This is a genomic window from Prauserella shujinwangii, assembly GCF_003001955.1.
In the GTDB taxonomy this organism is placed as follows: domain Bacteria; phylum Actinomycetota; class Actinomycetes; order Mycobacteriales; family Pseudonocardiaceae; genus Qaidamihabitans; species Qaidamihabitans shujinwangii.
This window is the reverse complement of sequence record NZ_PVNH01000013.1, coordinates 12944-31673: the sequence shown is the minus strand read 5'-3', so window position 1 is coordinate 31673 and position 18730 is coordinate 12944. Positions and strand designations below refer to the sequence as shown.

General features: G+C 70.8%; 23 protein-coding genes. 12 read left to right on the top strand and 11 right to left on the bottom strand.

The genetic code is table 11. The features are described from left to right. Window positions 1-36: 36 nt before the first annotated feature. Complete coding sequence (gene ctaD / locus B0I33_RS27015) at window positions 37-1803, top strand: aa3-type cytochrome oxidase subunit I (RefSeq protein WP_106181814.1); 1767 nt, start codon at window positions 37-39, stop codon at window positions 1801-1803. A gap of 19 nt (window positions 1804-1822) precedes the next feature. Continuing rightward, window positions 1823-2302, top strand: a complete 480-nt coding sequence (locus tag B0I33_RS27010; RefSeq protein WP_106181812.1) for a DUF309 domain-containing protein — start codon at window positions 1823-1825, stop codon at window positions 2300-2302. Between the two features lie 16 nt (window positions 2303-2318). On the opposite strand, the gene B0I33_RS27005 is transcribed toward B0I33_RS27010, so the two are convergent. Both B0I33_RS27005 and B0I33_RS27000 read right to left on the bottom strand, forming a co-directional pair. Continuing rightward, complete coding sequence (locus tag B0I33_RS27005; protein ID WP_106181811.1) at window positions 2319-3269, bottom strand: glycoside hydrolase family 43 protein; 951 nt, start codon at window positions 3267-3269, stop codon at window positions 2319-2321. 10 nt (window positions 3270-3279) lie between these two features. Beyond that, window positions 3280-3915 (bottom strand): TetR/AcrR family transcriptional regulator, encoded by a 636-nt coding sequence (locus B0I33_RS27000; RefSeq protein WP_106181809.1) that lies wholly within the window; start codon window positions 3913-3915, stop codon window positions 3280-3282. A 22-nt stretch (window positions 3916-3937) separates the two neighbouring features. On the opposite strand from B0I33_RS27000, the gene B0I33_RS26995 reads away from it, so the two are divergent. Next, complete coding sequence (locus tag B0I33_RS26995) at window positions 3938-5371, top strand: MFS transporter (RefSeq protein ID WP_106181807.1); 1434 nt, start codon at window positions 3938-3940, stop codon at window positions 5369-5371. Then, window positions 5368-6168, top strand: a complete 801-nt coding sequence (locus B0I33_RS26990) for an SDR family NAD(P)-dependent oxidoreductase (RefSeq protein ID WP_106181805.1) — start codon at window positions 5368-5370, stop codon at window positions 6166-6168. The genes B0I33_RS26995 and B0I33_RS26990 overlap by 4 nt, the downstream gene beginning before the upstream one ends. Before the next feature lie 63 nt (window positions 6169-6231). Here B0I33_RS26990 and B0I33_RS26985 read toward each other — a convergent pair whose 3' ends face one another. After that, window positions 6232-7206 carry a helix-turn-helix transcriptional regulator gene (locus B0I33_RS26985; RefSeq protein WP_106181804.1) on the bottom strand — a complete coding sequence of 325 codons (975 nt, stop codon included), beginning with the start codon at window positions 7204-7206 and terminating at the stop codon, window positions 6232-6234. 63 nt (window positions 7207-7269) lie between these two features. Between B0I33_RS26985 and B0I33_RS26980 the strand changes: the two genes are divergently transcribed. Further along, window positions 7270-8391 carry an epoxide hydrolase family protein gene (locus B0I33_RS26980; protein ID WP_106181802.1) on the top strand — a complete coding sequence of 374 codons (1122 nt, stop codon included), beginning with the start codon at window positions 7270-7272 and terminating at the stop codon, window positions 8389-8391. 564 nt (window positions 8392-8955) lie between these two features. Here the strand turns inward: B0I33_RS26980 and B0I33_RS26975 are convergent. Continuing rightward, complete coding sequence (locus tag B0I33_RS26975) at window positions 8956-9567, bottom strand: TetR/AcrR family transcriptional regulator (protein WP_245901123.1); 612 nt, start codon at window positions 9565-9567, stop codon at window positions 8956-8958. 150 nt (window positions 9568-9717) lie between these two features. Between B0I33_RS26975 and B0I33_RS26970 the strand changes: the two genes are divergently transcribed. From B0I33_RS26970 to B0I33_RS26960, 3 genes are all read left to right on the top strand, one after another. After that, window positions 9718-10293 (top strand): NADPH-dependent F420 reductase, encoded by a 576-nt coding sequence (locus B0I33_RS26970; protein ID WP_106181800.1) that lies wholly within the window; start codon window positions 9718-9720, stop codon window positions 10291-10293. A 4-nt stretch (window positions 10294-10297) separates the two neighbouring features. Beyond that, window positions 10298-11299 (top strand): zinc-binding alcohol dehydrogenase family protein, encoded by a 1002-nt coding sequence (locus tag B0I33_RS26965; protein ID WP_106181798.1) that lies wholly within the window; start codon window positions 10298-10300, stop codon window positions 11297-11299. Between the two features lie 100 nt (window positions 11300-11399). Further along, window positions 11400-11834, top strand: coding sequence for a nitroreductase/quinone reductase family protein (locus tag B0I33_RS26960; protein ID WP_245901122.1), 435 nt, complete (start codon window positions 11400-11402; stop codon window positions 11832-11834). Between the two features lie 130 nt (window positions 11835-11964). On the opposite strand, the gene B0I33_RS26955 is transcribed toward B0I33_RS26960, so the two are convergent. Continuing rightward, a complete protein-coding gene (locus B0I33_RS26955) occupies window positions 11965-12873 on the bottom strand; it encodes an IS5 family transposase (protein WP_106181797.1) in 909 nt (302 codons plus the stop codon). A gap of 96 nt (window positions 12874-12969) precedes the next feature. Then, window positions 12970-13266: a DUF6191 domain-containing protein gene (locus B0I33_RS30095; RefSeq protein ID WP_181193467.1), complete on the bottom strand. Its 297-nt coding sequence runs from the start codon at window positions 13264-13266 to the stop codon at window positions 12970-12972. Window positions 13267-13385: 119 nt separating this feature from the next. Between B0I33_RS30095 and B0I33_RS30605 the strand changes: the two genes are divergently transcribed. Genes B0I33_RS30605 through B0I33_RS26940 form a run of 3 tightly spaced genes read left to right on the top strand, consistent with a single transcriptional unit; the run spans window position 13386 to window position 14758 of the window. After that, complete coding sequence (locus B0I33_RS30605) at window positions 13386-13709, top strand: hypothetical protein (RefSeq protein ID WP_245901119.1); 324 nt, start codon at window positions 13386-13388, stop codon at window positions 13707-13709. Continuing rightward, window positions 13706-14014 carry an HNH endonuclease family protein gene (locus tag B0I33_RS30600; RefSeq protein WP_245901117.1) on the top strand — a complete coding sequence of 103 codons (309 nt, stop codon included), beginning with the start codon at window positions 13706-13708 and terminating at the stop codon, window positions 14012-14014. The genes B0I33_RS30605 and B0I33_RS30600 overlap by 4 nt, the downstream gene beginning before the upstream one ends. Window positions 14015-14032: 18 nt before the next feature. Further along, the gene (locus B0I33_RS26940) at window positions 14033-14758 is read left to right on the top strand and encodes an SAM-dependent methyltransferase (RefSeq protein WP_106181793.1); all 726 of its coding nucleotides are present in this window, start codon (window positions 14033-14035) and stop codon (window positions 14756-14758) included. On the opposite strand, the gene B0I33_RS26935 is transcribed toward B0I33_RS26940, so the two are convergent. Next, on the bottom strand, window positions 14726-15796 hold the full coding sequence (locus B0I33_RS26935) for a MerR family transcriptional regulator (protein ID WP_146147569.1): 1071 nt from the start codon (window positions 15794-15796) through the stop codon (window positions 14726-14728). The genes B0I33_RS26940 and B0I33_RS26935 overlap by 33 nt on opposite strands. 68 nt (window positions 15797-15864) lie before the next feature. On the opposite strand from B0I33_RS26935, the gene B0I33_RS26930 reads away from it, so the two are divergent. Beyond that, window positions 15865-16464 carry a DUF305 domain-containing protein gene (locus tag B0I33_RS26930; RefSeq protein WP_106181790.1) on the top strand — a complete coding sequence of 200 codons (600 nt, stop codon included), beginning with the start codon at window positions 15865-15867 and terminating at the stop codon, window positions 16462-16464. 9 nt (window positions 16465-16473) lie between these two features. On the opposite strand, the gene B0I33_RS26925 is transcribed toward B0I33_RS26930, so the two are convergent. The 4 genes from B0I33_RS26925 to B0I33_RS26910 form a co-directional block, all read right to left on the bottom strand. After that, on the bottom strand, window positions 16474-16896 hold the full coding sequence (locus tag B0I33_RS26925; protein ID WP_146147568.1) for a PH domain-containing protein: 423 nt from the start codon (window positions 16894-16896) through the stop codon (window positions 16474-16476). A 145-nt stretch (window positions 16897-17041) separates the two neighbouring features. Next, the gene (locus B0I33_RS26920; protein ID WP_146147567.1) at window positions 17042-17512 is read right to left on the bottom strand and encodes a peptidoglycan-binding domain-containing protein; all 471 of its coding nucleotides are present in this window, start codon (window positions 17510-17512) and stop codon (window positions 17042-17044) included. A gap of 30 nt (window positions 17513-17542) precedes the next feature. Further along, complete coding sequence (locus B0I33_RS26915) at window positions 17543-18352, bottom strand: endonuclease/exonuclease/phosphatase family protein (RefSeq protein WP_181193466.1); 810 nt, start codon at window positions 18350-18352, stop codon at window positions 17543-17545. Window positions 18353-18465: 113 nt separating this feature from the next. Beyond that, complete coding sequence (locus B0I33_RS26910; RefSeq protein WP_106181782.1) at window positions 18466-18654, bottom strand: hypothetical protein; 189 nt, start codon at window positions 18652-18654, stop codon at window positions 18466-18468. Window positions 18655-18730 lie beyond the last annotated feature (76 nt).

The window sequence follows — 18730 nt, the reverse complement described above, 5'->3', positions numbered from 1 at the left end:
GCGGGACAGGGCACCACTCGGGCGGAGGTGCGCGACTTGGACACCCAGATCGGCCTGCGGCCGACCCGAATCCAGCACCCGGCCCCGCACCGGGGAAAGCGCGGCCAGGTACTGCTTTCGTACCTGAAGACCACCGATCACAAGAAGATCGGGATGCTCTACCTGAGCACCTCACTGGCGTTCTTCATGATCGGCGGCCTGCTGGCGCTGCTGATGCGCGGTGAGCTGGCGGCGCCGGGACTGCAGTTCCTCTCGAACGAGCAGTACAACCAGCTGTTCACCATGCACGGCACGATCATGCTGCTGCTGTACGCGACGCCCGTGCTGTTCGCGTTCGCCAACCTGGTGCTGCCGCTGCAGATCGGGTCGCCCGATGTCGCGTTTCCCCGGCTGAACGCGCTGTCGTACTGGTTGTTCCTGTTCGGCGGCACGATCGTGCTGAGCTCGTTCCTGACCCCCGCGGGTGGAGCCGACTTCGGCTGGACGGCGTACACGCCGCTGTCCAGGGCCGAGTACTCGGTGGGCATCGCGGGCGAGCTGTGGATCATGGGGCTGGTGGTGTCGGGGCTGGGCACGATCCTCGGCGCGGTCAACATGATCACCACGATCGTGTGCCTGCGCTGCCCCGGCATGACGATGTGGCGGATGCCGATCTTCACCTGGAACATCCTGTTCACCAGTGTGCTGATCCTCATCGCGTTCCCCATCCTCACCGCGGCGCTGCTGGGCCTGATGGCCGACCGGCAGCTCGGGGCGCACGTGTTCGACCCGGAGAACGGCGGGGCGATCCTGTGGCAGCACCTGTTCTGGTTCTTCGGGCATCCCGAGGTCTACATCGTGGCGCTGCCCTTCTTCGGCATCATCACCGAGATCATCCCGGTGTTCAGCCGCAAACCGCTGTTCGGTTACCGGCTGATGGTGTTCGCGACCATGGGGATCACCGCGCTGTCGGCGGCGGTGTGGGCGCACCACATGTTCGCCACCGGGGCGATCCTCATGTCGTTCTTCGCGTTCATGACCTTCCTCATCGCGGTGCCGACCGGGATCAAGTTCTTCAACTGGATCGGCACGATGTGGAAGGGACAGATCAGCTTCGAGTCGCCGATGCTGTGGTCGGTCGGCTTCCTGGTGACGTTCCTGCTCGGCGGGCTGACGGGGATCATCCTGGCGTCGCCACCGCTGGACTTCCACGTCACCGACAGCTACTTCGTGGTGGCGCACTTCCACTACGTGTTGTTCGGCACGATCGTGTTCGCCACGTTCGCCGGGATCTACTTCTGGTTCCCCAAGTTCACCGGCCGGATGATGGACGAGCCACTGGGCAAGCTGCACTTCTGGCTCACCTTCATCGGGTTCCACCTGACGTTCCTCGTCCAGCACTGGCTCGGCGACGAGGGCATGCCCCGCCGGTACGCCGACTACCTGCCCGGCGACGGCTTCACCGCGCTGAACACGGTGTCCACCGTCGGCGCATTCGTCCTGGGGCTGTCGATGCTGCCGTTCCTGTGGAACGTCGTGCGCAGCTACCGCTTCGGCGACCCGGTCGAGGCCGACGACCCGTGGGGTTACGGCAACTCGCTGGAGTGGGCCACCTCGTGCCCGCCGCCGCGGCACAACTTCACCGAGCTGCCCCGGATCCGGTCGGAACGGCCCGCGTTCGAGCTGCACTACCCGCACATGGTCGAGCGGATGCAGGACGAGGGGCACATCACGCTCACCGGCAAGGCCAAGCCGCATACGGCGGAACCGGAGCCGCCGTCGAAGAGGGCTTCCGAGGCCACGGAGGGCAAGACCGGCGAGTAGGGCGTGCGAGACTCGGGACGTGGCTGATCGGGACCGAGACGAGGAGGGCCGCGCCCGCAACGCCCGGCCGCGCGACGGGCTCGGCAGGCCCCTGCCCTACGGCGCGGAGGGCGTCGAGCGGCAGCCGGAGGGCGTGGTCCGCGCCCCCGGCGAGGCGCTGCGGGAGGCACAGCGGCTACTGGACGACGGCAAGCCGTTCCACGCCCACGAGGTGCTGGAGGACGCCTGGAAGTCGGGACCGGAGGACGAGCGCGCGCTGTGGCGGGGGCTGGCGCAGCTGGCCGTCGGCGTCACGCACGCGGCGCGCGGCAACCCGGGTGGCGCGGCGTCCCTGCTGCGCCGGGGCGCCGAGAACATCGGCCCCTACGCGAGCGCCCCGCCGCACGGCATCGACGTCGCCGGGCTGCGGGAGTGGGCCGAGCAGCTGGCGACGTGCCTGCCCAGCCGTCGGCAGCCCCCTCGGCCCGAGGCGATCGCACCCCGGTTGCGCTCCTCGTGAGCGGGACCTTCCGCGCTCACGAGCCGCCGAGCACGGGCCTGCCGTTGTCGAAGTGCATCTCGACGGTGTACAGCGCGCGGTATCCGCGATCGGGGCCGCGCCACGCGTGGAAGAACGCGTGCGTGCCGCCGGGGCCGGGGAGTACGTCGGCCGAGCCGGGACCGTCGACGTTCGCGCCGAGCACGCGGCGGGAGATGAACGGTGCGCCGCTCTTCGTGTACGGCCCGGTCAGCGCCGGCGCGGTCGCGTAGGTGGTGCGGTAGCCGGGGCTGGTGAAGTGATCGGCCGAGTAGAACAGGACGTACCGCGAGGGCAGCCGCACCAGGGTCGGCGCCTCGACGATGCCGTGCTCGTCGGGATGGTCGGCCCGCAGTAGCTCGACGCGGTCCCCCACCGGCCGGATCCCGCCGGGACCGACCCGCTGCAGGTAGAGGATCGCGGGCTCGCCTTCGTGCCCGTTCGCCTTGTAGAGCAGGAAGCGGCGGCCGTCGGCGGTGGTGAACGCGGCCGGGTCGATGTTCCCGTCGTCCCGGGGGTCACACACCACCGGTTTCCGGCCGACGGGACGGAACGGGCCGAGCGGCGACCCGGCCACCGCGGCGCCGATGCACATGGTGCCGTCCGCGCCGCGCGCCCCGCTGAAGTACATCAGGTAGTCGCCGTCGGCGCGGCGGACGACGTCGGGCGCCCAGATACCGCTCTTCCGTGCCATCCAGGCGGGCCGCTCCGGCAGGGCGTCCCCGCGTGCGCGCCACGGGCCTGCCGGGGACGGCGCGGTGGCCACCGGCGCCCTGGTGTCCCTGGTGCCGGTCGCGTAGCCGTAGTAGTGCGAGCCGAACCGGTTGACGTCCGGATCGGGGAAGTTCGCGTCCAGCAGCAGTCTCGGCTCGGCGGCGGGCGCGCCGGGCGCGAGCACGGCGGATCCGGTCAGGACACTGAGCAGGAGGTTGAGCAGCCGCGTTCGCATCGGAACGCGGTTACCCCGGAGTGTGGATCACACACTCGTCGCCCGGGGTGGCGAAGAGCCGGTCGAGGTGGTAGCGCAATACCCCGGCCGCGGATTCGGCGGTGCGCTGCCCGACGAGGACGCCGGTGCCGAGGCCGTGGTGGAGGGCGAGCAGCCGGGCGGCCTCCGCTGCCGGATCCAGACCGGCGGCCAGTTCCCCGTCCGTTCGCGCCTGGTCGAGGACCTCGGTGAGCTGCCGTTCCAGCCGGTTGGGTCCCTCGACGAACGGCTGCTCGGCCAGCTCGGGATCGGTCATCGCCAGCACCGCGTAGGACGTCCACACCAGGTGGAAGGCGCGGCTGGCTTCGTCGGTGGGCAGGGCCTCGGCCAGCAGCGCCTCGACGAACGCGCGGGCGGGCGGCGGGGCCGGCAGGTGGGCGAGCCGGGCGGCCCAGCGCTCGTGGCCGCGCCGCTCCAGGTGGTCCAGCGTCGCGCTCATGAGCTGCGCCTTGCTGTGGAAGTAGTACTGCACCAGCCGCAGTGAGATCCCCGCCTCGGCGGCGACCGAGCGCATCGTCACCGCGTGCAGGCCCTCCCGCGCGGCGAGCCGGACGAGGGCGTCGGCGATCTCCGCCCGCCGCCAGGCATGGTCGACGATCTTCGGCACCCCTTTATGGTACACACGTATCATGAAGAGGGCGGTGCTGGCGCTGGCGTGCACGGCGCAGTTCATGGTGGTGCTGGATCTCTCCGTCGTGAACGTCGCGCTGCCCGCCGTGCGGGTCGCGCTCGGTTTCGACCAGGTCGGCCTGCAGTGGGTGGTCACCGCGTACGCCCTCGCGTTCGCCGGCTTCCTGCTGCTCGGCGGGCGGCTGGCCGACCTGTACGGCCGGGGCCGGGTGTTCGTCGCGGGGCTCGGCGTGTTCGCCGCGGCCAGCCTCGTCGGTGGGCTGGCGACGACGCCGGGAACGCTCGTGGCCGCGCGCGCCGTGCAGGGGCTCGGCGCCGCGGTGCTGGCTCCGGCCACGTTGACCGTGCTGACCACGACGTTCCCGGAAGGCACGCGGCGCACGCGGGCGCTCGCGGCGTGGACGGCGGTCGGCATCGCCGGTGGCGCGGCGGGCAGCCTCGTCGGTGGGGTGCTCACCGAGTACCTGTCGTGGCGGTGGATCCTGCTGGTGAACGTGCCGCTGGCCGTGGTCGCCATTCCGCTGGCGCGGCGGCTGCTCGGCCGGGACGGGCACCGTCCGGCGGCGGAGCGGGGGCTCGACGTCGCGGGCGCCGTGACGGCGACCGCGGGGTTCGCGCTGCTCACCTATGGCGTCGCCCGGACGCACGAGCACGGGCTGGCCGATCCGGTGACGGGCTGGTCGCTGCTGGGCGGGCTCGGCGCGCTGGCCGCCTTCGTGGTCGTGGAGCTCCGCCTGGCGCGGGCGCCGCTGCTGCCGCCTGCCCTGTTCCGGGCGCGGACGGTGTCCCTCGGCAACGTCGTGCTGCTGCTGGCGGGGATGTGCTTCAACCCGATGTGGTTCTTCCTCACGCTGTTCATGCAGCGGGTGCTCGAGTACGGGCCGCTGCGGGCGGGTCTCGGCTTCCTCCCGCACACCCTGCTCACGATGGCGGTGGGCATGTGGCTCACGCCCAGGCTGATGCGGTGCGTGGCCTGCCGCACGCTGATCGCGGCCGGAGCGGTCGTCGCGGCGGTGGGTTTCCTGTGGCAGAGCCGGGGAACGCCGGCCGACGGCTATGTCGGGGCGATGCTCGGGCCCGCCGTGCTGATCTCGCTCGGCAGCGGTCTGCTGACCACCCCGGTCACGGCGATGGTGACGTCCGGTGTGCCCCGGGAGGCGGCCGGGGCGGCGTCCGGCGTGCTGAACACCGCCAAGCAGGTGGGCGGCGCGGTGGGGCTCGCGGCGCTCGCCGCGCTCGCGGGCGGTGGTGGCGACCGCGCGGCGCTGGCGGCGGGTTACGGCCGCGCGTTCGCCGGGATCGCCGCGATCCTCACCGTGGTGGCGCTGCTCGCGCTCGCGTTGCCCGGGCGGCGGCACGAGGCCGGTTCGACGCCGCCGAGCCGGGTATCCGGGCAGCGGACCTCACCACGACCGGAGCAGGAGCTGCCATGACGGAATCGACGACTCGCCCGCTGGCCGTGGTCACGGGCGCCTCCAGCGGGATCGGGCTCGAACTGGCCAAGCAGTTCGCGGAGCACGGGTTCGACCTCGTCGTGTCCGCGGAGGACGCGGAGCTGGAGGACGCGCGGCGCGAGCTGGAGTCGTACGGCGTGACGACCGAGGCCGTGCGGACCGACCTGGCGACCTACGACGGCGTCGAGGAGCTGGTGCGCCGGGTCTCGGAGGTGAACCGCCCGGTGAACGCCCTCGTGCTCAACGCGGGGGTCGGCGCGAACGGGGCTTTCGTGGAGACCGAACTGGAGGACCACCTGCGGGTGCTGGACCTCAACGTGCGGTCGGCGCTGCACCTGGCCAGGCGGATCCTGCCGGGCATGGTGCGCCAGCACGCCGGACGGGTGCTGTTCACGTCCTCGGTGGCGGGTCTGATGCCGGGCCCGTACCAGTCGGTGTACGCGGCGACGAAGGCGTTCCTGACGTCGTTCTCGGAGGCGCTGCGCGACGAGCTGCGCGGCACGGGCGTGACGGTGACCGCGCTGCTGCCCGGCCCGACCGACACGGAGTTCTTCGAGCGGGCGGGCATGCAGGACACGAAGATCGGCGCGGGCGAGAAGGACCCGGCTTCGCTCGTCGCACGCCAGGGCTACGAGGCGACGATCGAGGGCAGGGAGCAGGTCGTCGCGGGCGCACGGCGCAACCGGGTGCAGGCCGCGGTGGCCCGGGTGGCCCCCGACTCGATCATGGCCGCCGTGCACCGGCGGATGTCCCGCCCCGGCTCCGCGCGCCGCTGACCGCGCGCCGCATTCTGCGGGCAGAACGCGGTCGGCGGCCGGCCGCCGACCGCGTTCTGCCCGCTAAAGTCGCCCGGCCGGGGGCACGGCCGCGGCGTAGCGGTCGGCGAGTTCGCGCAGGTGGGCAACCAGTTCGGCGGGTTCGGTCACCTCGAACCGTGCGCCCAGCATGCCCAGGTGGACGCCGAGCGTCTCCACCGAGTCGGCGCCCGTGTCCAGCACGCAGCGGTGTTCGTCGACGGCCTCCACCACCCCCACCGCGGGGGAGATCCGCTCGGCGACGACGGGCGCGGGGGCGTGCACCAGCACGCGGGCCCGGAGGCGCCACGCGGCGGAGGACACGCCCCGCGAGACGTACGCCGCCGCGTCACCACCGGGCGGTTCGCGCGGGATGAACCGGGGACCGGTCGGGATCCGTGGCCGGAGCCGGTCGACCCGGAACGTCCGCCAGTCCGCCCGGTCGAGGTCCCAGGCCACGAGGTACCAGCGGCGGCCCCAGTTCACCAGCCGGTGCGGCTCCACCGTGCGCACCGACTCCGCGCCGCCGTGCCCCGCATAGTCGAAGCGGAGCCGCTCGTGGTCCCTGGCCGCGGTGACCAGCGCGGTGAACACCGCCGGATCGACGGTGGGCCCGCCGTCGTCGCGCGGCACCGTCACCGTGTAGCTCTGCAGCGCGTTGACCCGGTGCCGCAGCCGGGACGGGAGCACCCGTTCGAGTTTCGCGAGCGCCCGCAGCGACGTCTCCTCGATCCCGGCGATCGTGCCGCCCGCGGCCGTGCGCAGGCCCACCGCGACGGCGACGGCCTCCTCGTCGTCCAGCAGCAGCGGCGGCAGCTGCGCTCCGGCCTCCAGCCGGTAGCCGCCCGCCGCACCGCGTGTCGCGTGGACCGGATAGCCCAGGTTGCGCAGGCGTTCGATGTCATTGCGCACCGTCCGGGGTGAGACGGACAGCCGCTCCGCCAGTTCCGTGCCACGCCACTCGCGCGGGGTCTGCAGCAGGGACAGCAGGCGGAGCAGGCGCGCCGAGGTCTCCAACATTTTTCCGATTCTGCCCGACCATTAGGAACGAACCGTGCCTAAAGCACTCCTAGCGTTGTGGCCATGACGAACAACACCGGCATCCGCCCCTTCCGCATCGACATCCCGCAGGCCGATCTGGACGACCTCACCGACCGGATCGGCCGTACCCGCTTCCCGGACGAGCTGCCCGGCGCGGGCGCCGACTACGGCGTGACCACCGAGTACGTGCGCAAGCTCGCCGAGCGCTGGGCGGACGGCTACGACTGGCGCGCGTTCGAGCGGCGCGTCAACTCCTTCCCGCAGTTCACCACCGAGATCGACGGCCAGAACGTGCACTTCCTGCACGTCCGCTCCCCCGAGCCGGACGCGCTGCCGCTGATCCTCACGCACGGCTGGCCGGGATCGTTCGTGGAGTACCTCGACGTGATCGGCCCGCTCACCGACCCGCGCGCCCACGGCGGCGACCCGGCGCAGGCGTTCCACGTCGTGATCCCGTCGGTGCCCGGGTTCGGGTTCTCCGGCCCCACAAGGGACAAGGGCTGGAACGTCCACCGCGTCGCCAGGGCGTGGGCCGAGCTCATGCGACGGCTCGGGTACACCCGCTACGGCGCGGTGGGCAACGACGGCGGGTCGATGATCTCCCCCGAAGTCGGCCGGGCGGACCCCGAGCACGTCGTGGGTGTGCACGTGACGCAGATCTTCTCCTTCCCCACCGGGGACCCCGCGGAGATGCGGGACCTCACCGAGCAGGAGACCGCCGCGCTGGAGCACCTCCAGTGGTTCTGGGAGAAGATGGGTGCCTTCAACACCCTGCAGGCACAGCAGCCGCAGACGCTGGCGTTCGCGCTGCAGGACTCGCCCGTCGGGCAGCTGGCGTGGAACGGGCAGCTGTTCGGCGACGCGGTGGACGCGGATTTCGTGCTCGACAACGTGAGCGTGTACTGGTTCACCCGCACCGCCGCGTCCGCCGCCCGCTTCTACTACGAGAACGACAAGGCCGAGCAGCCCGCCGAGCCGACGACCGTGCCGATCGGCCTCGCCATGGCGCCGGGCGACTTCCAGACCATCCGGCGGTTCGCCGAGCGCGACCACAAGAACCTCGTCCACTGGAGCGAGCTCGAACGCGGTGGCCACTACACCGCCCACCAGGCGCCCGACCTGCTGGTCGACGACCTCAGGACGTTCTTCGGTTCGCTGCGCTGAGCACGGGACGTCGGAACGGCCTCGCCGGCCACGGGCGGCGGGGCCGTTCCGCGTCACCGCGAGCGGAGGGTCCGCTAGGAGCTGTTTAAGAACGGGCCCTGGTGTCTGGGTATAGCGAGGTCGCCGGTAGATGGATCAACGACCAAGTAGATCAGCATCTATTCGGATCTGCCTGGATGGCGATCTGGGGAAACTCGTCGGAAAGCATGGAGATTCGGGGGCAGGGCGGGCGTGGTGACGAGCTCGGCGACGGGCCGATTCCAGACATCCAGCATGGCTCGGGGGCGCATCCTCATCTGGTGGCAGTTGTCGCGGTGAGGTGACGGACATGATGGTCCGTCACAGCAGTTCCTGCTGGTACAGTGCACGTACTCGATCCTGCGATATTCGGCAGGCCGCCCGGCCCAGGCGAAGCGGCACGGCGGCCCGGCTGCCCCGTGCCCGATTCCACGGTCGCGGTAGTTGTCCAGGCAACATCTGTCATGACTGTTGACACGCCGACGGCGCCATGCGGGGCTGCTCGACGCCGGACTCGCTCCGTCGGGGTGGCCGGAACGACGGCGGTCACAGCTTCTTGAGCCGCCGCCGATTGACCGTCAGCACCTCGTCCGACAGGTCCGGGGCAGCGTCCGCGATCGCCCGGGAGAGGACCAGCGCGCCGACCATCTGGCTGAACAGCGCCACCGCGTGCTCGCGGGCTTCGGCGGGAGTGAGTTCGGTGCCGGATTGGCGTGCGCGGTCGAGCAGCATGTCGGTGATGGTGGCGAAGTAGCCGTCAAGCCCGCGCCGGTATTCGGCCTGGGCGGCGGCGCCGTGGCGGCCGACGTCGGAGACGAGGGCGGCCGAGGCGCAGCCGATCTCGGGGTGGTCGCGGTGCTCGGCGTTGACGTACCCGTCGACCATGTCGTGCAGGGCCGCGCGCGCCGAGCGGGGATGCGCTTCGCGGATGGCGTCGAGCGCCTCGAGCGAGTCGGCGAAGCCCTGGTGGAGGACTTCGAGAGCAAGGTCGTCCTTCGAGGCGAAGTGGTTGTAAAACCCGCCGTGCGTCATGCCTGCCGACTTCATCAGCTCCTCGATGCCGATGCCGTCGATGCCGCGCAGCCGGAATCCCGCACCGGCCGCGTTGACGATCTTCTCGTGGTTGAGCCGCTTCTGCTCTTGCGTGATGCGGGGCACGTCGACCACCTTCCCGGCGAGCTCGTCTCTCGCGATGGTACTCATCATCAAAACGAGAGTGCGCGGAGGAGTCCAGGCTTGACAGTTAATGATGACGTCTACAATCATAAATTATGATGGCGGACGTCATCGAAGACTGAAGGGACAGTCATGAACTTCGGAACCATCGGCGCCGGGACGGTCGCGCAGGCCATCGCCGGCCACCTCGTGACGGCCGGCCACAAGGTAACGCTCAGCAACAGCCGCGGCCCGGACACGCTGCTCGACGTCGTGACCCGGCTGGGGCCGCTCGCGAGCGCAGGCACGGCCGACGAAGCGGCCACCGCCGACATGGTCTTCCTCACCGTGATGTGGCCACAGGTCGGTGACGCGCTGGCCGGGCTGCCCGAGTGGGACGGCCGCATCCTGGTCGACACCACCAACACCGTCGCCGACCTCGAGGTCGAGACGGCGAGCGAGTTCGTCGCGGAGCGCGCACCGGGCGCGCGCGTGGTCAAGGCCTTCAACACCCTCTACGCCCAGTACATCGCCGCCGATCCCCGGCACACGGAAGGGCGGCAGCTGCTGTTCTACGCCGGTGACGACGAGGCCGCCAAGGCGGATTTCCACACCGTCGCCGACGGCATCGGATTCGCGCCGGTCGACGCCGGATCGCTGCGCGATGGCGGCCGCCTGATGCAGATCGGCGGCCCGCTCTCGGCACTGCACGCCCTGAGGCAGGAATGAAGCCATGAAGGCTCTCGCCTACGAGAAAGCGCACGCGCTCGACACGTTCGCCATCACCCTGGCCGAGGTCGCCGAACCTCGGCTACGCGACGGTGACCTGCTGATCGAAGTCCGTGCGATCGGCATCAACCCGGGTGAAGCCGCGATCCGGCAGACGCGCAGCGCCGAGCCCGGCGGGCGGGTCATCCTCGGCTGGGAGTTCGCCGGGGTCGTCGCCGCGGCCGGGCCCGCGGCCACCGGGTTCGCGGTCGGGGACCGGGTGATGGGAACCGGCGACTTCACCCGCGACGGCAGCTGGGCCGAGCGCGTCGCGGTCGACCACCGGGTGGTTGCCAAGATCCCGGACCGGCTCGCGTTCACCGACGCCGCATCGCTGCCCATCGGCGTCCTCACGGCCTGGGAATCGCTGTTTCGCGACCAGGATGCGTTGCTGCCCGGTGTCGGCCGCGTGCTCGTCATCGGCGGAGCCGGCGGCGTCGGGTCGATGGCCACGCAACTGCTCAAGGCCACGACGCCGGCATTCGTGATCAGCACGGCCTCGCGGCCTGAGTCACGGAAGTGGGCGACGGCGATGGGCGCCGACCTGGTCGTCGATCACCGCGGCGACCTGGCCGGACAGCTCCACGCGGCGGGGATCGACCACGTCGACCTGGTGTTCTCGACCTCGGGCACCAGCGGTCACCTGGGGGTGATCGTCGAGGTGCTGCGCCCCTTCGGTCACCTGGCCTCCATCGACCTCGCCGGCCCCTTCGACCCGGGGGCCCTCACCGGAAAGTCACTGTCGCTGCACAGCGAGATGGTGTTCAGCAAGATCGTGGCCGGCGGCGACGTCGGCAGCCAAGGCCGGATCCTCGCCCGGGCGGCGGACGACGTCGCGGCGGGCCGGCTGCGCCCGATCGTCACCACCACGCTCGAGGGCCTGACCGCCGAGACCATGAAGACGGCGCACGCCCTCGCCGAGAGCGGCCGGACCATCGGGAAGACCGTGATCCAGGTAACCGGCTGAAGCCGGTGAACGTGTTCGGCTCCACCGTCCCGCCGGTTCTGGCTGCGACATCCACGGCCGCGCGTGAAACGCCACCCCCCAATGAAAGGAATTCCCTGACATGACAACGGATCTGCTCGACGGTGAGTACGTCCCCAGTGCCGACGCGACGACCCGCGACCAGGTCGAGCTCTACGAGCGCACCGACGGCCGCGAATGCGCGACGACGGAGGGTGGCCCCGTGGTCGTGGTGACCATGCGCGGCGCCCGTTCGGGCAAGCTGCGCAAGGTCGCCCTGATGCGCATCGAGCGTGACGGCGTCTACGCCATCGGCGCGGCGGCCGGCGGCCAGGCTCGCAATCCGAGCTGGTTCCACAACCTCGTGGCGCACCCGACGGTGCAACTGCAGGACGGTCCCGATCGCCGGCTGATGACCGCCCGGGTAGCCGAAGGCGCGGAGCGGGAGAACTGGCTGGCCTACACCGACGAGCTCTACCCGTTTTCGCCGACTTTCGCGCCCGGGCCGTCGAGGCCGGCAACCGCGAGGTGCCGCTGATCCTGCTCGAACCCACCGAGAGCTGACCGAACTCGCCACGGGCGCCCGGGCTCGCACCCGGGTGCCCGCCATCCGGCCGACGCCGACCGAACCATCCTGTGGCTCAACCCCGCCTCCCACTAGGAGTTGTTTAGGAATTGGTCTTGGTGAGGTTGTGTAGCCAGATGTCGATGGTGGCGACGTGGAGGGTGGCTTCGTAGCGGACGGCGAGTTTGTCGTAGCGGCTGGCGATGGCGCGGTGGTGTTTGAGCTGGTTGATGCCGCATTCGACGGCGTGGCGTTGCCGGTAGTGGTGGGGGTCGAAGGCGGGTGGGCGGCCACCGGCTGATCCGCGGGCGCGGCGGTGGGCAGTTTGATCTTTGGGGGTCGGGATCGTGGCCGCGATCCCGCGTTTGCGCAGGTAGGCCCGGTTCGAGCGGGAAGAGTAGGCCTTGTCGGCCAGCACGCGCCGTGGGCGTGTGCGCGCTCGTCCAGGTCCGGGCCGGGGCACCCGGATCGCGTCCAGCACGCCGGTCATCTGAGGGCTCTCACCGCGTTGACCGGCGGTGATCACCAGTGACAACGGTTTGCGTCCTTGTTCGCAGGCCAGGTGGATCTTCGTGGTGAACCCGCCCCGGGACCGACCGAGCGCGTGGTCGCCCGGCTCGTCGCCGGGCGGTTCGACCTGCTCATCGGGTCGGCGGCGGGCCCCGGACGCGTGCTGGTGGGCCCGATTGATCGTGGAATCCACCGACACCTGCCAGTCGATCAGCCCTGCCCGGTCGGCCCATGCCCACAGCATCGTGAGAATCCAGGACCACACGCCCTCCCGTTGCCAGCGACGGAACAACTGATAGATCGACTGCCAGTGCCCGTACCGTTCCGGCACGTCCCGCCAGGGAGCACCAACTCGTACCCGCCACCGGATCCCGTCCAGCAACTGACGCCACGTCCACTTCGGGCGACGTCCCACCCCAGAACGAGGCGGCAACACACGCTGCAACACCTGCCACTGCCGGTCCGTCAAGTCTTTGCGCGCGCCCACCGATACGCTTCCCACCGAGGTCTCCGGATAGATGCTGATCTTCTTGGTCGTTGATCCATCTACCGGAGACCTCGCTATACCCAGACACCAGGGCCCGTTCTTAAACAGCTCCTAGCTGCCGCGCTCCCGGCCGGAGAGGTCGAGCACGGCGGTGCCGTGGTCGAGGTCGATCCTGTTGCGGGGCGGGGCGCCGTCCTCCTCGAGCTGGGGCATCACCAGTTCGGTGTCGCGCTGGTCCAGCTCGGCGCGCTTGGTGGCGTAGAGGAACGAGAAGAGCTCCTCCGCCGCGAGGCCGGTCGCCATCCTCCGTTTCCTGCCACGTCGCCAGGGGATCCAGTCGAACTTGCTCGCGGCCAGCTCGAGCGCCGCGAGCACGAACAGCAGCAGGACGAGTCCCGGGATCGACATCGCGAACAGAGTGCCCACGACGCGACAACGACGCCCGGTTCATCCGGGTTCCGCGACGGTGGTGTCGGACGCGGATGGCATGATCGGCTCGCCCGCTCAGCCCGGCCGGAAGGGATCGTGTGACCGGACTCCGCGTGCGTCGAGGTGTCGCCGCCCTCGCGCTCACCGTTGCCGGGCCCGCGCTCGCGGGCTGCGCGTTGCCCGGCCTGTCCGCCCACCCCGCGTCGGCACCGGCCACCGTCGACGTGGCGGCCCTGCCCGAGCTGCGGGTGGCCCCCGAGGACACCGGCGCGCACTACGACCGGGACGACTGGCCGCACTGGACGTCTGTGGGCGACGGCTGCGACGTGCGCGACGAGTGCTCCGGGAGCAGGGGCGGCGGGTCCGTGTCGGGCATGACTGCGCGCTGTCGGGCACCTGGTTCAGCGGCTACGACGGCGTGACCGTGACCGACCCCGGTGACCTGGACATCGACCACATCGTGCCGCTGGCCGAGGCGGCGCGGTCGGGTGCCCGCCGCTGGCCCGAGGAGCGGCGGCGGGCCTTCGCCAACGACCCGGACGTACTGGTCGCCGTCACCGCCACGAGCAACCGGCAGAAGGGCGACCAGGACCCCGCCGAATGGCTGCCCGACCGCGACCGGTGCGGCTACGTCGCCCGCTGGGTGCGCATCAAACACACCTACGGCCTGACCGCGGACCAGGCCGAGGCGGACACGATCCGGTCCGTGCTGCGGCGGTGCCGCTAGTTTCCGGGAAGGAACCGCGTGGACCGTTCCGTGCGCACGGTGGACGACGTGCTGAGGTTGCTGGACGGCCTGTTTCCGCCGCAGGCCGACCGCTGGGACGCCTTCTACGGCGACCGGTCGAGGCAGGTCCCGTTCTTCGTGGCCAAACCGGACGAGAACCTGGTGTCCTATCTCGAGCGGGGGTTGATCACGACGGGGCGCGTGCTCGACCTCGGGTGCGGGCCCGGCCGCAACGCCGTCCATCTCGCGCGGCACGGTTTCGAGGTGGACGCCGTCGATCTCTCCCCGACCGCCCTGGCGTGGGCCGAGGACCGCGCCCAGGAGGCGGGCGTCGAGGTGCGCTTCCGCCGCGCCGACATCGTCGACGCGGAGTTCACCGGCCGCTACGACCTGGTGTACGACTCCGGTTGCTTCCACCATCTGCCGCCGCACCGGAGGGTGAGCTATCGGGCACTGCTCGACCGGGTGCTGGCCCCCGGCGGGCTGTTCGGGCTCGCCTGTTTCGCGGCCGGGGAGATGGGTTCCGAGCTGCCCGATGCCGAGCTGTACCGGGAAGGCTCCCTGCGGGGTGGCCTCGCGTACACGCCGGAGGAGCTCCGGTGGATCTTCGCCGACCTCACGGAGCTGGAGCTGCGCCGGATGCACGACGAACCCGCCGAGTCGCCGTGCTTCGGGGAGAGGTTCCTCTGGACGGCGCTGTTTCGCGCCTCGTCATCGCACCCCCACGTCGATGACCACGGCTGAGATGTTGTCGCCGCCGCCGTGGCTCGCGGCCAGCCGGGTCAGCTCCGACGCGGCGTCCTCCGGGTCCGCCGCCGAACGGAGCACCTCGGCGATCCGGTCGTCCTCCAGCTCGTTGAACAGACCGTCGGTGCACAGCAGCAGCCGGTCCCCGGGCTGAGGGACGATCTCGACGAGGTCGGCCGCCACCTCAGGGCCGACGCCGACGGCGCGGGTGAGGAGGCTGCGCCGCGGGTGGTTCCGCGCGTCCCGCTCGGTCAGCTCGCCGGCCCGGACCAGGTCCGCAGCCACGCTGTGGTCGGCGGTGACGCGGGTGAGCTGCTGCCCGCGCAGGCGGTAGCCGCGGGAGTCCCCGACGTTCGCCGCGACGAGCCCACCGCCGGCGACGGCGACCAGGGCGAGCAGGGTGGTTCCCGAGGCCGGCGCCTCGCCACCCTCCCGCCACACGGCGCGGTTGGCCTGGCGAACGGCGTCGGCCAGCGTCTCGCGGGTGCGGTCGCCGGTCAGGGCCGCTCGCATCGTGTCCACCGCGAGGCGGCTCGCGGCGCGGCCTTGCTCGCCGAAGCCGTCAGCCACGGCGAAGATCGCGTCCTCGGCCAGCACACGGTCCTGGTTCTCGGGCCGCACGGTGCCGGTGTCGGTCGCGGTCGCGGCGGTCAGGTTCGTCATCACAGGTCCCTTCTCCTGGACTGTCCGGGTGATCGGTGGCGCGGCGGTGCCGGGCGTCATCCGGGCGCGGACCTCGGTCAGCGCCTCCCGGCGTGAGCGGTACTCGGCGTCCAGCGCCCGCTCCCACGCCGCCACCCTGGCGGGCGTGGGGTCGCGGAGAAACGCGGCGATGTCGGCCAGGGCGACCCCGCCCCGCCGCAGTACGGCGATGAGCTCGGCCTCGGGCACCTGGGCCGGTGCGTAATACCGGTAGCCGTTCGAGCGATCGACGGCGGCCGGTGTGAGCAGCCCGGCGGCGGCATAGGCCCGGAGCATCTTCGGGGACAGCCCGGACCTGGCCGAGAACTCCCCGATCGTCAGCAGTTCCTCCACGTCGAGCACAATGGGTCCTCCCCGAGGGACAAGGTCAAGCCTTCGCCCGACGTCCGACAGGAGGCCCCATGCCGAGGCGGAAGCACATCGCCGGTGGTGCGCTGATCCTCACCCTCGGGCTCGCGGCCGGATGCGGCACGTCGGGCGACGCGGAACCCGCCCCCTCGACGGGGCCCGCCCCGGCCACAGCCACCAGCGCGCCGAACGGCGACGACCACAACCGCAGCGACGTCGCCTTCGCGCAGGAGATGGTCCCGCACCACGAGCAGGCGGTGGTGGCCGCCGAACTCGCCCTCGAGCGCACGGCCGACCCCGCGATCCAGGATCTCGCGCGGCGGATCACGTCGGTCCAGGATCCCGAGACGAAGCAGCTGATGGCGTTGCTGACCATGTGGGGCGAGACGGTCACGCCGGGCGGCGCCTCGGGCGAGCACGACCACTCGCACCTGATGACCGAGGAGACGTTCCAGGAACTCCAGCAGGCCACAGCGGCCGAGTTCGACGAACTGTGGCTGCGCACGATGATCGAGCACCACCAGGGAGCCGTGGAGATCGCCGAGGCGCAGCTACGGGACGGCAACGACTCCCTGGCCTCGATCCACGCGCGGGAGATCGCCGACCGCCAGCGCCAGGAGGTCACGGAGATGACGGCGCTGCTGGAGCGGTAGCGCGGGTTCTCAGCCCGCGATCAGGTGCGGGCTGGCGAGGCCGAAGTACACCGCCGCCCACAGCAGCAGCCGCCACGACCTCGTCATCACGGAGTCCGCGGGACTCGCCACCGGCGCCGCCGCCCTGGCCGCCTCGATCCGCTCCCGCACCCGCCGCTGATACCGGTTGCCCCGCAACGCGTTCAGCACCGAGGCGCCACCCACCCCCAACGGCACCACGGTCTCGTCCCGCAACACCACCGCCACCGCGGGATCCACCTCGATCTCCGCCACCGCCGACCACGGAATCCAGTACCGGGTGAACCAGTTGTCCACCCGGATACCGCCCCCCAGCACCACCACCTTCGACGTCACGATCGCGCCGATGAACCACATGCCCACGGTCGCCAAGGCGAGCGAACCGAGCGGCCTCCTCGGTTCTCTGCCCGCCATGGCACCGTCGTGACACTCGTCGCCGGGAATGGTCGCAGCAGCCGGCCCGGTGCCGGGCAGGCTGCCTCGACCGTTGGCGTATCGATACCTTTGGACATCGGCGGAGTACCGACTGCGATCCAGCCCACGTGGGCCGTTCCGGCGGTCAGGGCCTGACACCGGACGGAGAACGCACGCAGTCACCCGTCGCCGTTCCGCTGCGATAGTAGGACGGCCAGCGCAGCGCGACCCGGGTGTTCGGGCCGTAGATCCCGTCCGATACGACGCCTCGCCGGAACTGGGCGTACTTCAGCGCTTCCTCGGTGCGCGGCCCGAAGTCGCCGTCCACACGCAGACCACCGGCGTAGTTGCACTGCCGCAATGCCCGCTGCAGCGCGCTCACCGCACTGCCGGATGCTCCTCGGGCGAGCGTGCAGTCCACTCTCCCCGTGCCCCTGTGATACGGCTGCACGATGAACTGACTGCCGACACTGACCCTCGTCGAGCCGTTGCACCAGCCCACGGAGTCAGCGGCCGCACTTCCCGCGGTGGTGATGCCGATTCCCGCCACCAGTGCGGCGGAGGCGGCGGCTGCCGCGAGATACCGGCGCATGGTTCCCCTCTCGTTGTCCGGCACTGTTCCGTCTCTCCTGCGCGGCGAAGGTCATCAGGGATTCGCGAGGTAGGCCCGGCCCCACAGCGGATCGTGGTCGGAGTAGTTCGAGCTCGTCGCGTCGCCCCAGAAGCTGTAGAAGTGGGACGAGTAGAAGAGGTAATCGATCTTGCCCTTGCTGTGCGTGCCCTCCCCGCCCCGGCCGTCGCACTTCGCGCGATCCGTCTCGTAGAACCTGCCCTTGCCCCCGGGGTAACAGGAGGCGTACATCGGATCGATCCAGGGACTGTTCGGCGTGACGTTGAAGTCGCCGCCGACGACGACCCGGTTGCCGCCGTTCCGGTAGGAATCGACCCTGGTGGCGACCGCGTTGATTTGCGTCTTCTGGTCCGCCGACTTGTGCGAGATGTGGGTCACGCAGGCGACCCACTTGTCGTACCGGTTCGACCTGACGCAGAGGATCTTCCGCTGCTCGGTGTTGTTCGGATTGGGCAGCGCGAAGTTGCCGAGGATCGTGCGCCCGGACTTGACGAAGATCGCGTTGCCGTAGGCGGCGCCGTTCTTACACTTCGGCCCGGTCGGGCCCCACGTGCCGACATAGCCGTGGTCGTCCAGCCGGGTCCTGATGTAGTTGTGCTGGTTCAGGCAGACCTCGTTCAGCGTCACGATGTACGGCCACCGCTTGCTGTCCTTCACCGAAGCCACCACGGCCTTGGCGACACCGACGCCGCCCTCGTTCATCGTGTTGCCCGCCATGTTGAACTGGAAGAAGTAGAACCTCGTCGCCGCCTCGGCCGGCGCGGCGAACACGGTCGCCGCGAGTGCCGCCGTCGCGGCAGCGGCGAACAGTTTGCGAATCCTCATCGACCCACCCCCGGTGGACATGTGATCAAAGAAGGCCGGGCGGCCCCCAGTGATCGTCGGCAGCCGCCTCCCAAGCCGGGCTTCCTCCCCTGCGAATACCGGCGCTTCTCACCCTAGAAGGGCGCCGGCTCCGGTGTTGTCCGGTGAACACCCGACACGTCGGCCGCCAGCGTGCCCACCAGGCGCTCCGGCGCGGCGACCGGGGGCAGCGTCGCGACCCGCAGGACGACCGCGTACCGGCGGCCGAATCGCCACAACAGGCGTGCCGTCTCCCCGGCGGGACGGAGCGTGGTCCACGGCACGAAACGACCTCCGTCGGCGACGAGTCCGGTACCGGCAGAGGAGCGGTCGGTGTCACGCTGGACACCGGGGCGGAGA